Origin of the sequence: Streptomyces sp. NPDC006551, assembly GCF_040611675.1 — a bacterium.
GTDB lineage: Bacteria > Actinomycetota > Actinomycetes > Streptomycetales > Streptomycetaceae > Streptomyces.
In genome coordinates this window covers 1-13,727 of sequence record NZ_JBEXOT010000020.1, presented here as the reverse complement: position 1 = coordinate 13,727, position 13,727 = coordinate 1, and the positions used below count along the sequence as shown (strand labels likewise).

The following is a 13,727-nucleotide window of genomic DNA, read 5'->3' as shown; positions in this document are numbered from 1 at the left end:
CATGAGCCTCGGCGACGAGAACGACGGCTTCGGCGGCGTCCGCGGAGTGGGCGGCTCGGGCCAGACCCGTACCCGCCTGCCCGAGGGCGGCGGCGGGGACGTCTACGGCGGCGCCAGGCGCCCGCCGATGCGCAGCTCCCGCTCGCTGATCACGGTGGTGGGTGTGGTGGTCCTGCTGATCGCCGCGATCGCCTTCGCGAACCGCGGCGGCGGTGAGACCACGGACACGGCGGGCTCGGCCACGGGCAAGAGCCCGGCCGGCGCGGGCGCACCGACCTCGGCGACGGGCGTCCGCCCGGTTACGGGCAAGAACGGCCAGATCCCCATGGGCTTCGCCCACGACGAACAGGGCGCGCAGAGTGCGGCTGCCAATTACTCCGTTGCGCTGGTCTCGGCCGACATCCTGAAGCCGGACCAGCGCGGCCAGATCGTCCGGCAATTGTTCTTGCCGGACAAGGTCGGTGAGCTGGAGGCGAGTTTCGACAAGGCGTACAGCCGCGAGTTCCTCGACAAGCTGGGCCTCGATGAACACGGGAACGCCGCCGCCGGTCTCACCTACGTGTCGCGTACGGCGCCGGTCGGCACCAAGGTCACCGCGTACGCCGACAACGCCGCGACCGTCGAGGTCTGGTGCACAGGTGCGTTCGGAACCGCCGGAGTCGGCTCCACCAACCCGGTGGCGAGCGACTGGTTCACCTTGACCCTCGCACTCCGCTGGACCGGCAATGACTGGAAGGTCGAAAGCTTCTCGCAGAAGGAGGGCCCGGCTCCGGTAACCACCGACCGCACGGCATCCGACGCTGACGCGATCGCCAAGGCCGTCGAGGAGTACGGAGGCTTCACGTATGCCCGGTAGGTCCCGTCCCACCCTTCGCCTGGCCGCCACGCTGGCGGCCGTGCAGACCGGTGCCGTCCTGCTGGCCTCCCGTGCCTACGCGGCCCCGACCCCCACACCGACTCCCTCCACCTCGCAGCCCTCCAACAGCGACTGCGACCTCATCGTCGGCCCCGCAAGGGAACACTGCGACAACGGCGACCCCGGCCGCACCCCCCGCCTCGACGACCCCGCCTCCGCCCTCGACCCCCTCTCCTCCCTCGCCCGCGGCTGCGCCGACGCCGCCGTCTCCATCGTCGACGCTCTCTCCAAGGCCGTGAAGGAGACCGCCGACGTCGACTTCACCAACACCGAATTCCTCGCCCGCTACGCCATCGTCTTCGCCGCCGCCACCGTCCTCACCCTCATCCTCTGGCTCCTGGCCGTCGCCAAGCGCGCCATCCGCGGCGTTCCCCTCACCACCGCGATCTCCGAGGCCATCGGGTTCCTCTGGCTGACCGTCCTCGCGTCCGCGTTCACGCCGCTCATCCTCTACACCGTCGTCTCCGCGACCGACGCCGTCACCGAGGTCATCGCCTCCGGGACCGGGCAGCAGACCGACGTCTTCTTCGGGAGCTTCAAGGAAGCCCTCCAGAAGGGCGACAGCATCGGTGGCGGGCCCATCATGCTGATCATCGTCTCGCTCGTGACCGTGCTCGCCGCCGGCGTGCTCTACCTGGAGCTGTTCCTGCGCGCCGTTCTGCTCTACGTCGGCGCCCTCCTCGGCGTCGTCGTCTACTCCGGGCTCGTCGACAAGAACATGTGGGGCCACGTCCGCCGCTGGGCCGGGATCATGATCGCGGTCATTCTCGTCAAGCCCGTCATCGTCATCGTGCTCGGTCTCGCCGGCGCGCTCTCCTCCGGCACCGGGCCCGACGCGTTCTCCGCCGTCGTCTCCGGGCTCGCGATCATCCTGCTCGCCATCTTCGCCTCCGCGATGATCTACCGCTTCGTCCCCGGCTTCGGCGACGAGATCGTCGCCTCCCGCGACAACCGGCTCCACCGCGCCGGCGAGAACGCGGCCGCCGCCGTGATCTCCTCCCCCGCCTCCCTCGTCTCGCAGGGCATCAAGACCCACAGCGCCCGCGGCGATGGCGGAGGCGGCCAGTCCAACGCCAACAGCGGTGGCGCCCGGCCCGCCAACCCCCTCGCCGGCGGCGTCGCCGCCCACAGCAGCCGCGGGGGCGCGGCCGGGGGCGGCGGCGGAACTGTCCCCTCCGCCGCACCCCCGCCGCGTAGCAGCAGCCCCACGACAGGCACACCGCACAGCAACCGAAAGAACTCTGGAGGTGGAGGGCGTTGACGACCCAGTCCCAGCCGGTCACGCCCCGCCGTACGTATCTCATCGGCCGCGCCCGGCCGAACGCGATCGTCGGCAAGAACCGCGAGACGGGCGAGATCGCGCTGATCATCGCCGGCGCGTTCCTCGGCATGATGAGCGGGTTGATCGTCCCCGTCCTGTCTCTGCGGATCGTCCTGCTCATGGGCTTCCCGCTGCTCGCGCTCGCCGCGGTGTACGTCCCGTACAAGCACCGCACCTTCTACAAATGGTTCGAGATCAACCGCAGTTACAAGCGCTCCCTCAAGCGCGGCACGGCCTACCGCTCCATCGCCGCCGAAGCCGGCACCCGGCTCGACGGCCGCGAGGTCGAGGTAGGACCGCCGCCCGGCATCGGCAGGATCAGCTGGATGTCCGCGCCCTTCGGCCCGGACGAGATCGCCGTCCTCCTCCACGCCGACCGGCGGACGGTCACGGCGGCCATCGAGATCGAGGGCCCGGGCGTCGGCCTGCGCGACAGCGAGGACCAGGAAGCCCTGGTCGACCGTTTCGGCACGCTCCTCAAGCACGTCGCCAACGGGGACGGCTTCGTCACCCGCCTCCAGATGCTCGCCCGTACCCTCCCGGCCGACCCCGACGCCCACGCCAAGGACGTCGGCCAGCGCGGCGACCCCCACGCGCCCGCCTGGCTCCAGGAGTCGTACGAACAGCTTCAGTCGATGGTCTCCACCTCCAGCGAGCAGCACCGCGCCTACCTCGTCGCCTGCATGCACTACACCCGCGAGCTCGCCGCCGAGGCCAACGCCATGGCCCGCGCCGCCCGCCACGCCTCCGGCGCCCGCAAGCTCGACCGCGACGCCGGACTCGCCGTCGTCATGGCCCGCGAGCTCACCGACATCTGCGCCCGGCTGGCGGAGGCGGACATCAGGGTCCGCCAGCCCCTCGGACAGTCCCGGCTCTCCTCCCTCGTGCACTCCATGTACGACCCGGACCACCCCATCGACCACATCCAGGCCATGACGAAGCGCAACGCCTGGCCCGCGGAGCTGGACGCCATGGAGCCCACGTACCTCCAGGCCAAGACCCGCGAGTCCTCCACCCGCGCCCCGTGGTGCCACGCCACCGCCTGGGTGAAGGAGTGGCCGATGACCCCCGTCGGCGTCAACTTCCTCGCCCCGCTCCTCGTCCACACCCCCGACGTCATCCGTACGGTCGCCGTCACCATGGACCTCGAACCCACCGAGGTCGCCATCGAGCGCATGCTCACCGAGAAGACCAACGACGAGGCCGAGGCATCCCGCCAGGCCAAGATGAACCGCACCGTCGACCCGCGCGACATCGCCGCCCACGGCCGGCTCGACCAGCGGGGTGAAGATCTCGCCAGCGGCGCGGCGGGCGTCAACCTGGTCGGGTACATCACTGTGTCGTCGCGTTCGCCCGAGGCCCTGGCCAGGGACAAGCGCACGATCAGGGCCTCCGCCGGCAAGTCGTATCTGAAGCTGGAGTGGTGCGACCGCGAGCACCACCGGGCCTTTGTGAACACCTTGCCGTTCGCGACCGGCATCCGCCGCTAGCCGCTAAGGGGCCCGTGCCAATGCGAGATCCGCTCTCCGCCCTCACCGAGGCGTTCACCTCCTTCCTCTTCGGGAAGGTGGAGACGACACGGCTGCCCGTCCGCACCTCTACCGGGCAGGCCCAGGCCGTCTACCTGCCCACGGCCGCCCCCGGCCTCGGCGACTCCGGCGTGATCATCGGCCGCGAGGTGTACAGCGGCAAGGGGTACATCTACGACCCGTTCCAGCTGTACGGACAGCAGCTCCCGGCCCCCCACTGGCTCGTCCTCGGAGAGTCCGGCAACGGAAAGTCCGCGCTGGAGAAGACGTACGTCCTCCGCCAACTCCGCTTCCGCGACCGCCAGGTCGTCGTCCTCGACGCCCAGGGCGAGGACGGCGTCGGCGAATGGAACCTCATCGCCCAGGAGCTGGGGATAACCCCCATCCGCCTGGACCCCATGGTCGCCGTCGACTCTGGCATCCGGCTCAACCCGCTCGACCCGTCGATCACCACGACCGGACAGCTCGCCCTGCTCCGTACGATCATCGAGGTCGCGATGGGCCACGGCCTGGACGAGCGCGCGGGCTTCGCGCTCAAGGTCGCCCACGCCTACGTCAACGAGCACATCACCGACCGCCAGCCGATCCTCACCGACATCGTGGAGCAACTGCGCCACCCGAAGGCCGAGTCGGCGGAGGCGATGAACGTCGACATAGACGACGTACGGGCCTGGGGCCTGGACGTCGCTCTCGTCCTGGACCGGCTGGTCGACGGTGACCTGCGCGGCATGTTCGACGGCCCGACGACCGTCGGCATCGACCTCGACGCCCCACTCATCGTCTTCGACCTCTCCCACATCGACCGCAACTCCATCGCCATGCCGATCCTGATGGCGATCGTCGGCGTCTGGCTGGAGCACACCTGGATCCGCCCCGACCGGAAGAAGCGCATCTTCCTGGTCGAGGAGGCCTGGCACATCATCAACAGCCCGTTCGTGGCCCAGCTGTTCCAGCGGCTGCTGAAATTCGGCCGCCGGCTCGGCCTGTCCTTCGTGGCGGTGGTCCACCACCTCTCCGACGTCGTCGACGGAGCGGCGGCCCGGGAGGCCGCGGCCATCCTCAAGATGGCCTCGACCCGGACCATTTATGCCCAGAAAGCCGACGAGGCCCGCGCCACGGGACGGGTCCTCGGCCTGCCACGGTGGGCGGTCGAGATCATCCCGACGCTCACCCCGGGCATCGCGGTCTGGGACGTCAACGGCAATGTCCAGGTGGTCAAGCACCTCATCACCGAGAAGGAACGCCCGCTCGTCTACACCGACCGCGCCATGACGGAGTCCTCGATCCGGGAAGACCTTCCCGAGGACCTGCGGGCCGCGGAGTGGGAGGCGGAGCAGCGGGCCGCCCTCATCGAACAGCAGGTGAACGACCCCTCCGAGTCAACGGTGGCATGACATGGCGAAGGACCAGCGGGAAGGCGGGGTGCCCGACGGGCTGTTGGTGGGGCTCCTGGGGCTCCTGCTCGGCCTGAGCGTGCTGGTGTGGACGGCGACCGGCCTGGCCGGTCTGTTCGCCAAGGGCGCCTGGCCGACGGGGGTGACCTTCACCAGGACGCCGCTCGCCATCCGCGCCCTGGTCGGCCGGCCACAGGACCTGGCGGGCGCGTGGCCGCAGACCCCGGCGGGTGAGCTGTCGGGGTACGGGCTGTTCTGGGGCCTGTTCATCGGCGAGCTGATGGTGCTGGTGGTCCTCACGGTGTTCGTGGTGGGGACGCTGGCGCGGTGGAGAACGGTACGGGCGGCGAGACGGGACGCGGTGGCGTACGGCGCGTACGGTACGGAGGGCGTGCCGGCACCGGCGCCGCGGACGGCTCCCCCGGCGGAGGCCCGACCCGCGCCCCAGGTCCCGGCTGAGGACCACGCTCCGGCCCAGGCCCAGGTCCCGGTCACCGCCCCGGTCACCGCCCCGGTCACCGCCCAGGTCCCGGCCCCGGTCACCGCCCACGTCGAGCGGGCCGAGCACGTCGAGCGCGCCGATCAGGCCGTACGGGAAGAGCACGAGCCGCGCGCCCCCGCCGCCCCCGTCCTCCCCTCGCCCCGCGCCCCCCGCCTGCTCTACGGCTCCCCCGCCACCCGTCGGCCCTCCGCCCTCCAAGCCGTCCAGGACGCCGAGGGCCCTGCGGTCGTCGTCACCTCCGACCCCACCGTCTGGGCCGACACCAAAGACGCCCGCGGCAAGCTCGGCCCCGTCCTCGTCTACGACCCCGGGCACCTCTGCGACACCCCCGCCCGCCTCCACTGGTCCCCGGCCGACCGGTGCGAGGACCCGGTCACGGCCCAGGAACGGGCGGCAGCGCTCCTCGCCCCCGTACGCCCGCCGTCCCGTCTGGACGCGGCCGTCGCCGACACCGCGGAAACGCTCCTGCGCTGCTGGCTGCACGCCGCTGCCGTGGACGACCGCCCGTTCAAGCAGGTCCACCGCTGGGCGCAGGGCACGGGCGCCCACGAACCCGTACGGATCCTCCGTACCCACCCCAAGGCGGCCGGAGGCCACGCCGGGCTCCTGGAGTCGGCGCTGACGGCGTATCCGGAACGGCGGGAGATGGCACAGGAGTTGACCGCGCGGGTGCTGTCGTCGCTCTCCTCGATCCACATCCGCGAGGCGTGCACACCGAATCGAACAGATTCGTTGACACTGGCATCTTTCATCGCCGAAGGGGGCACCCTTTATGTGGTGGGCGAACCGGTCGAGGATCCCCGCACCCACCCCGGCGCGATGCCTCTGCTGACCGCCCTCACCGCAAGCGTGGTCGAGCACGGCCGCCGCATGGCCGCACGGTCATCCGACGGTCGGCTCGACCCACCACTCACCCTCGTCCTCGACGACGTCGCCGCCGTCGCCCCTCTCCCCCGCCTCCCCGAACTCCTGGCCCAGGGCCAGGACGAGGGCCTCCCGACCCTGGCCCTCCTCCGCTCCCGCGAACAGGCCCGCGCGCGCTGGCCTGAGCCACTGCCTCAAAACTGAGGCCACCGCCCCCGCGCTGGCCGGAGCCACTGCCAAAACTGAAGCCACCGCCCGCCCGCTGGCCGGAGCCACTGCCTCAAAACTGAAGCCACCGCCCGCCCGCTGGCCGGAGCCGCCGCCTCAGGACTGAGGCGACCGCCCCAGCAGCCGTGCCACGCTCGGGTGCGGGCGGTATCGCCGGCCGGCGTGGAAGCGCAGGGCGTTGTCCAGCCGGCCGAGTTCGGCCCGCGCGGTGCCCATCTCCCCGAACCGCAGGATCGTGCCGACCGCCCCCGGTGCCTCCCGCAGGCGGAAGTCCGAGGGGCGCGCCCGGCCCGGGACGGTCTCGGTCAGGACAAGCCCGAAGATCTTGGCATCCGGTCCCTGCCGGACCTCCAGCGTGACGGAGACGAGGTGCTTCCAGAGGCTCGACCAGCGCCTCTCGGCATAGACGTACGCCAGTTCCCGGGCATCCACCCGGACCTCGCTCTCCGGGGCACCGCCCCGGCCCTCACGGACCTTCACGATCGCCGCGGCCGTCAGCGCCACGCAGAAGACGACGGCCGCCAAGGAGCCGACGAGCAGCACGGAGGACAGCGCGAACACGGCGGCCACCACACCGGAGACCACTCCGACGACCGCGAGAATCGTCGCGGTCCGGGTCGCCCCGCCCCCACGCGTCCCCACCGAGCTACGGACGACCTCGGCCCCGACCGGCCGGACGGCGACCGCAGGAGACGTGGGCGCGGCCGGAGCCCTGACAGGGACTGCCCCGGCCCGAGCTCTGGCCTTCACCCGGGCCGGCTCCGGGACCGGCCGGGCGACCACGGCCTTCCCCCCGGCGCCCATGCCGATGCCCGCACCGGCGTCCCCAGTCCTTCCACCGTCCCCGCCCCGGTCCAGCAGCCCGAGCACCTCCGCTGCCGAAGGCCGCCGCTCCGCCCGCTTCTCCAGGCACTGGGCCACGATCCCCCGTACCCCCTCCGGCACCCCGTCGAGTCGCGGCACGTCGTGCACCACCCGGTACAGCAGGGCCGGTACGCTCCCCGCCCCGAACGGTCCACGGCCCGTCGCCGCGAACGCCAGGACCGCACCCAGCGAGAAGATGTCGCTCGGGGCGCCGACCGCGGCCCCCGTCGCCTGTTCCGGCGACATGAACCCGGGCGTCCCCACCACGAGCCCCGTGTCCGTCAGGGTCGTCGCCCCCTCCAGGGCCTTGGATATCCCGAAGTCGATGACGCGCGGGCCGTCCGCCGTCACCAGCACGTTCGACGGCTTCAGGTCCCGGTGCACCAGGCCGGCCCGGTGGATGGCCTCCAGCGCCTCGGCGAGCCCCGCCGCCAGGCGCCGTACACCCGCCTCACCCAGCGGGCCCTCCGAGACGACCAGTTGCCCGAGGTCCGGCGCCTCGATGTACGCGCTCGCCACCCAGGGCTCCACCGCGTCCGGGTCCGCGTCCACCACCGGCGCCGTCCAGAAGCCGCCCACCGTCCGGGCCGCCTCGATCTCCCGCCGGAAACGCTGCCGGAAGCCCGGGTCGGCGGCGAGCTCGCGCCGTACGACCTTCACCGCCACCCGTCGCCCGCTGACCGACTGGCCCAGGAAGACCAGCCCCATCCCGCCCTCACCGAGCCTCGCCGACAGCCGGTACGGGCCGATCGTCGCCGGATCCTCCGGCATCAACTCCTGCACGTCTCCCCCGAGTCCGCTGGACATCCCAGCTTCCCAGGGATCACCCGCCCCAGCTAGGGGGTGTCTCGTGGATCAGGCCGCCCGGCCTGATCCACGAGAATCCCCTAGAGGCCCACCGGCCGCCGGATCTCGTACTCCACCTCCCACGCCCCCGCGTCCCCCGGCACCGCCACCCGCTCCCCCGTCGCCACGAACCCGAACCGCCGGTAGAACGCGGCGGCCCGCGCGTTGTCCTCGTGGACGTAGAGCCGCACCCGCCGGACGACCGGCTCCGGCAGCGCCCAGGACCACTCCACGCCCGCCCGGAACAGCTCCTCCGCCAACCCGGTCCCGCGCGCCTCCGGCCGTACGTACACCGCCACGATGTGCGTCTGGTCGACCGTCGCCGCCTCGCCGAAACGCACCTCGTCCGACGGCCGCTCCACCAGCACCGAGATCGTGCCCGCCCAGCTCCCGTCCGGGGCCTCCGCCACGAACTGCCGGGCGCCGCCCGTCCCGCCCTCGGCAGCGCCCTCCGCGCGCTCCCGCCAGAAGGAGTCCGGCCGCTCGACGGCTTTCTCGTACGTGTCCAGGAAGGCGATGCCCGCGGCCGGGTCTCGCAGCGCGGCCAGCCGGATCTCGCGGGTCTTCTCCCACTCCTCGGCACGGATGGCTCGTATCAGGTAGTCCATGCCCCGATGGTCACCACCACCCCACCGCCCCGACAAGCGACTTTCGACACCGGTCCCGCCCGCCGCACCCCCGTCGTACCCCGGTACTACACCCCGCGCCACCTCCCCGCCCACGGTCGGACGACCCCCCGCCGCCCGCTCCGTAGCGTCGTCGTCATGATCCGAGCAGAAGAACTCACCAAGCGGTACGGGGACAGGACCGTCGTCCAGGACCTCACCTTCACCGTCCGCCCCGGCACCGTCACCGGCTTCCTCGGCCCCAACGGCGCCGGCAAGTCCACCACCCTGCGCATGCTCCTCGGCCTCGACGCCCCCACCCGCGGCCGCTCCACCATCGGCGGCCGCGCCTACGCCACCCACCCGGCGCCCCTCACCCAGGTCGGCGCGCTCCTCGAAGCCCGCTCGCTGCACCCCGGCCGCTCCGCCTTCCACCACCTCATGGCGCTCGCCCACACCCACGGCATCCCGCGCTCCCGCGTCGAACACGTCCTCGCCCTCACCGGCCTGACCGACGTGGCCCACAGGCGTGTGAAGGGCTTCTCGCTCGGCATGGGCCAGCGGCTCGGCATCGCCGCCGCGCTCCTCGGCGACCCGGCCACCGTCGTCCTCGACGAACCGGTCAACGGCCTCGACCCCGAGGGCGTCCTCTGGATCCGCACGCTCCTCACCTCGCTCGCCGCCGAAGGCCGTACGGTCCTCGTCTCCTCCCACCTGATGAGCGAGATGGCCCTGACCGCCGACCACCTCATCGTGATCGGCAAGGGCCGGCTCCTCGCCGACACGACCGTCGACGCGTTGGTACGAGAGGCCGGAGGCGCCTCGGTCAAGGTCGTCACCCCCGACGCGGACCGCCTCAGCGCCCTCCTCCCGGAGGCCCGGATCGTCACCGAGGCCGCCGACACCCTCCGCGTCACCGGGATCGAGGCCGCGCACATCGGCCGCACGGCCGCAGCCCACGGCGTACCGCTCTTCGAACTCACCCCGCAGACCGCCTCGCTGGAGCAGGCGTTCATGGACCTCACCCACGACTCGGTCGAATACCAAGGAGCCGCCGCATGAGCGCCCCCGTGATCACCCCCGCCCGCGTGCTGCGCTCCGAATGGCACAAGCTGTGGACCGTCCGCTCGACCTGGATCACCGTCCTCGCCTCGGTCGCGTTCCTCCTCGGCGTCGGCATCCTCATGGGCGCCACCTACACCAGCGACGGCGGCGACTCCGACGTCGACACCGTGGTCCTCACCCTCTACGGCTCCCAGCTCGGCGGGATCTGCCTCGCCGTCCTCGGGATCCTGGTCACGGCCGGCGAGTACTCCACCGGCCTCATCAGAGCCACCCTGACAGCCGTTCCACGCCGGACGCCCGTGCTGTGGGCGAAGGCCACGGTCTTCACGGCGGTCGTCTTCACCGTCTCCTTCGTGACCGCCCTCATCACCTTCCTCACCGCGCAGATCTTCCTCTCCGACACCGACCAGGCCGCCTCCCTCACCGACGCCGGCGTCCTCGCCGCCATCGCGGGCAACGCCGCCGGCGTCACCCTCCTCAGCGTCATCGCCCTCGGCCTCGGCGCCGCGCTGCGCTCGGTGCCGGGCGGCATCGGCGCCTTCATCGGCGGCGTGATGGTGCTGCCGGAGGTCCTCGGGATGCTGCCGTACGACGCCGTGGAGACGGCCGTCAGGTACTTCCCCACCCAGGCCGCCGGAGCCCTGGGCTCCGCCGACCCGATGCCCGGTGCGGCCTCCCCCGGCGCCGCGCTGCTCGCCCTGCTCCTGTGGGCCGCCGCCTCCCTGGCCGTACCGGCACTGTCGCTGAAGCGCCGTGACGTATGACGATGAACGGATGATCACGGAGACGACGAGCGACGGGACCATCCCGGCGGCGAAGGACCGGGGGCAGGAGCCCGACTGGTCCGCGGGCGCCCCGCCGCTCAGCCGGTACGTCCAACGGCAGGCCCAGCGCCTCCGGGCCTTCGACGCGCGCCGCCCCTGGGTCTGGGACGTCCTGCTGACGGTCTTCTGGGCGATCGCCGCCCTCGTGGACGCGAGGGGCGGCTGGCGGAACATCGCCCGCGACCCGTCCGTACCGGTCTGGCTGGTGCTCGCCATGAGCCTGAGCTTCTCGGTTCCGCTCCTGTGGCGCCGCCGCCACCCGATGGGCGTCCTCGCCGTGATGGCGTGCGCGAGCCTCGTCAGCAACGGGACCGGGGCCTTTCTGCAGGCCGGCCTTCTCCAGCTGCTCGTCGTCTTCCACGTCTCGCTGCGGCTGCCGCTCCGCTTCCTCGCCTGGAGCCTCGCGCTGATCGTCCCGCCCCTGGTGACCGGCGCGATCCTCTTCCCCAAGGGAAGCTGGGACCAGCAGGTCGTGCCGACGCTGTGGGCGTACGCGATGGCCGCCCTCCTCGGCATCGCGGTCCGCTCCCGCAAGGACTACACGGCCGCTCTCGTCGACCGGGCCCGCCGCCTCGAAGTCGAACGCGACCAGCAGGCGCGGCTCGCCGCGGCGGCCGAACGCACCCGGATCGCCCGGGAGATGCACGACATCATCGGCCACAACCTGTCGGTCATCACCGGCCTCGCCGACGGCGGAAGGTACGCGGCTGCCAAGAGCCCCGAGCGCGCTGCCCAGGCCCTCGACGCCATCGGCACGACCAGCCGTCAGGCCCTCACCGAACTCCGCCGCCTCCTCGGGGTCCTGCGCGACGACTCGGCGCAGGCCGTGCGCGACCCGCAGCCGACCCTTGGCGATCTGGACGCCCTGATCACGGGGGTACGGGCGGCGGGCCTGCCGGTACGAGTGGAGACCCGCGAAACCCGTGCCGAACCCGAGGTCCGGCCGCTACCGGCGGGCGCGCAACTGACGGTCTACCGGGTTGTGCAGGAGGCCCTGACGAACACCCTCAAGCACGCGGGACCGGAGGCGGAGTCCTCGGTCCTCCTCGCCCACGAGCAAGGCGCGTTGACCGTCGAGGTGACGGATACGGGAACGGGCGGCACGGCCCCGGAGGCTACGGCTCCGAGTCCGGGCCGGGGAATCGCCGGCATGCGCGAGCGGGCGGCCCTGTACGACGGCACACTCGAGGCGGGCCCGCTGCCGACCGGCGGCTGGCGCGTACGACTGCGACTCCCCCTGGAGGGTTCCTCCTCGTGACGACCGTGCTCATCGCGGACGACCAGGCGATGCAACGCTTCGGCTTCCGCATGCTCCTGGAGAGCCAGGACGACATGACCGTCGTCGGCGAGGCGTCGAACGGCACCGAAGCGGTCCGCCTGGTGGACCGTCACCACCCGGACGTGGTCCTGATGGACGTCAGAATGCCCGGCCTCGACGGCATCGAGGCGACCCGCCGCATCGTCGCGGCGGGCGCCCGCACCCGCGTCCTGATCGTCACGACCTTCGACCTCGACGAGTACGCGTACGACGGGCTGCGCGCCGGCGCCAGCGGCTTCCTGGTCAAGGACGCCCAACCGGAGGAACTCCTGGCGGGCGTCCGCGCGGTGGCGAGCGGCGACGCGGTCGTGGCCCCCAGCCTCACCCGCCGCCTCCTGGACGCCTATGTCCACCACCTCCCCGCGGCACCGGGCACCGGGGCCGGCCCCTCGCGACCGGACCCCCGTCTGGCCGGCCTGACGGACCGGGAGCGGGAGATCCTCACGGTCCTCGCCCAGGGCTGGACGAACACCGAGATAGCCCAACGTCTCCACCTCGCGGAGTCCACGGTGAAGACCCACGTGAGCCGCGTCCTCGCGAAGACGGGCGCCCGGGACCGCGTCCAAGCCGTGATCCTGGCGTACGACACGGGCCTGGTCTCCCCGTCCCAGGGCGCCTAGGGCCCAACCGGGACCTCAGTGGACGTCGAACCAGTACCCGTGCCCGACATCATGGGGACACGCGAAGATCCGTAGATCGCCCCAGCGGCCGACGGTGATCCCCGTGGTCGAGTGGCTGGCGATGGTGAACAGCAGCGCCAGCACCGCGTCGCAGCTCCGGCAGCGGAACTCGGTGGGCTCGGTGAGGTGCCACGTGGGCCCTCCGCCGAACTTGTTCCCGGCGACACGGGTGATGACATCCCCTTCGGGGTCGGTCTCCTCCACCAGACGCCGGACGGCCGGTGGAAACTCCTCCGGAAGCTCGTCCGGGTAGGGGAAGTCCGTCAGGTGAACAGGAGTCAGGGTGCAGGGGCGGGGGGAGAAGCCGTAGCCGTCGTCCTCATGCCGCACGGGCTTCGGCGGCTGCGCGAGTACGCGGGTGACATCTGCGGCCCGACGCCATCTGACCTCGATCACCGGACTGACGTCGGCGTGCGGAGCCGGGGCGTCCCAGTGGGAGTTGGGGCACCACACCAGCTGGAAGACGTCGGCCCCTTCGGGCCACCAGTCGCCCGGCGCGTCGCGCTTGAAGACCTGGACCACGGGCACCATGGCGGACGGGGCCAACGGGGCGGCCGGCTCCTGGGACTATGGCTTGGCCGGAAGGACGCTCGGAGTGAGGAAGCACATCCGTACCCCAAATTCCGTACCCTGAACGCAGAAAAGCCCCGCACCAGAAGGTGCGGGGCTTTCCCACAATGATTGTTCGGCGGCGTCCTACTCTCCCACAGGGTCCCCCCTGCAGTACCATCGGCGCTGAAAGGCTTAGCTTCCGGGTTCGGAATGTAACCG

12 protein-coding genes and 1 rRNA gene are annotated in these 13,727 nt (G+C 71.9%); 9 read left to right on the top strand and 4 right to left on the bottom strand.

Annotated elements, in window-relative coordinates:
* Position 1: 1 nt before the first annotated feature.
* Genes ABZY12_RS19155 through ABZY12_RS19135 form a run of 5 tightly spaced genes read left to right on the top strand, consistent with a single transcriptional unit; the run spans position 2 to position 6,730 of the window.
* Entirely contained in the window at positions 2-856 is an 855-nt protein-coding gene (locus ABZY12_RS19155) for a hypothetical protein (protein ID WP_356891745.1), read from the top strand.
* Positions 846-2,177: a hypothetical protein gene (locus ABZY12_RS19150; RefSeq protein ID WP_356891743.1), complete on the top strand. Its 1,332-nt coding sequence runs from the start codon at positions 846-848 to the stop codon at positions 2,175-2,177. The genes ABZY12_RS19155 and ABZY12_RS19150 overlap by 11 nt, the downstream gene beginning before the upstream one ends.
* Positions 2,174-3,727, top strand: a complete 1,554-nt coding sequence (locus tag ABZY12_RS19145; RefSeq protein ID WP_356891741.1) for an SCO6880 family protein — start codon at positions 2,174-2,176, stop codon at positions 3,725-3,727. Before ABZY12_RS19150 ends, ABZY12_RS19145 begins: the two co-directional genes overlap by 4 nt.
* A gap of 20 nt (positions 3,728-3,747) precedes the next feature.
* Positions 3,748-5,160, top strand: coding sequence for an ATP-binding protein (locus tag ABZY12_RS19140; protein WP_356891739.1), 1,413 nt, complete (start codon positions 3,748-3,750; stop codon positions 5,158-5,160).
* Between the two features lies 1 nt (position 5,161).
* Positions 5,162-6,730, top strand: a complete 1,569-nt coding sequence (locus ABZY12_RS19135; protein WP_356891737.1) for a type VI secretion protein — start codon at positions 5,162-5,164, stop codon at positions 6,728-6,730.
* 120 nt (positions 6,731-6,850) lie between these two features.
* Here ABZY12_RS19135 and ABZY12_RS19130 read toward each other — a convergent pair whose 3' ends face one another.
* A complete protein-coding gene (locus ABZY12_RS19130) occupies positions 6,851-8,425 on the bottom strand; it encodes a protein kinase (protein ID WP_356891735.1) in 1,575 nt (524 codons plus the stop codon).
* An 80-nt stretch (positions 8,426-8,505) separates the two neighbouring features.
* Positions 8,506-9,072, bottom strand: coding sequence for a GNAT family N-acetyltransferase (locus ABZY12_RS19125; RefSeq protein WP_356891733.1), 567 nt, complete (start codon positions 9,070-9,072; stop codon positions 8,506-8,508).
* 156 nt (positions 9,073-9,228) lie between these two features.
* Between ABZY12_RS19125 and ABZY12_RS19120 the strand changes: the two genes are divergently transcribed.
* Genes ABZY12_RS19120 through ABZY12_RS19105 form a run of 4 tightly spaced genes read left to right on the top strand, consistent with a single transcriptional unit; the run spans position 9,229 to position 12,896 of the window.
* Positions 9,229-10,131, top strand: coding sequence for an ATP-binding cassette domain-containing protein (locus ABZY12_RS19120; RefSeq protein ID WP_356891731.1), 903 nt, complete (start codon positions 9,229-9,231; stop codon positions 10,129-10,131).
* On the top strand, positions 10,128-10,898 hold the full coding sequence (locus ABZY12_RS19115) for an ABC transporter permease (protein WP_356891729.1): 771 nt from the start codon (positions 10,128-10,130) through the stop codon (positions 10,896-10,898). The genes ABZY12_RS19120 and ABZY12_RS19115 overlap by 4 nt, the downstream gene beginning before the upstream one ends.
* A 10-nt stretch (positions 10,899-10,908) precedes the next feature.
* Positions 10,909-12,216, top strand: coding sequence for a sensor histidine kinase (locus tag ABZY12_RS19110; RefSeq protein WP_356891727.1), 1,308 nt, complete (start codon positions 10,909-10,911; stop codon positions 12,214-12,216).
* Positions 12,213-12,896, top strand: coding sequence for a response regulator transcription factor (locus ABZY12_RS19105; RefSeq protein WP_356891726.1), 684 nt, complete (start codon positions 12,213-12,215; stop codon positions 12,894-12,896). Before ABZY12_RS19110 ends, ABZY12_RS19105 begins: the two co-directional genes overlap by 4 nt.
* A 15-nt stretch (positions 12,897-12,911) precedes the next feature.
* On the opposite strand, the gene ABZY12_RS19100 is transcribed toward ABZY12_RS19105, so the two are convergent.
* Complete coding sequence (locus ABZY12_RS19100) at positions 12,912-13,502, bottom strand: hypothetical protein (RefSeq protein WP_356891724.1); 591 nt, start codon at positions 13,500-13,502, stop codon at positions 12,912-12,914.
* Positions 13,503-13,639: 137 nt separating this feature from the next.
* A 5S ribosomal RNA gene (gene rrf, locus ABZY12_RS19095) occupies positions 13,640-13,727 on the bottom strand; the annotation flags it as partial.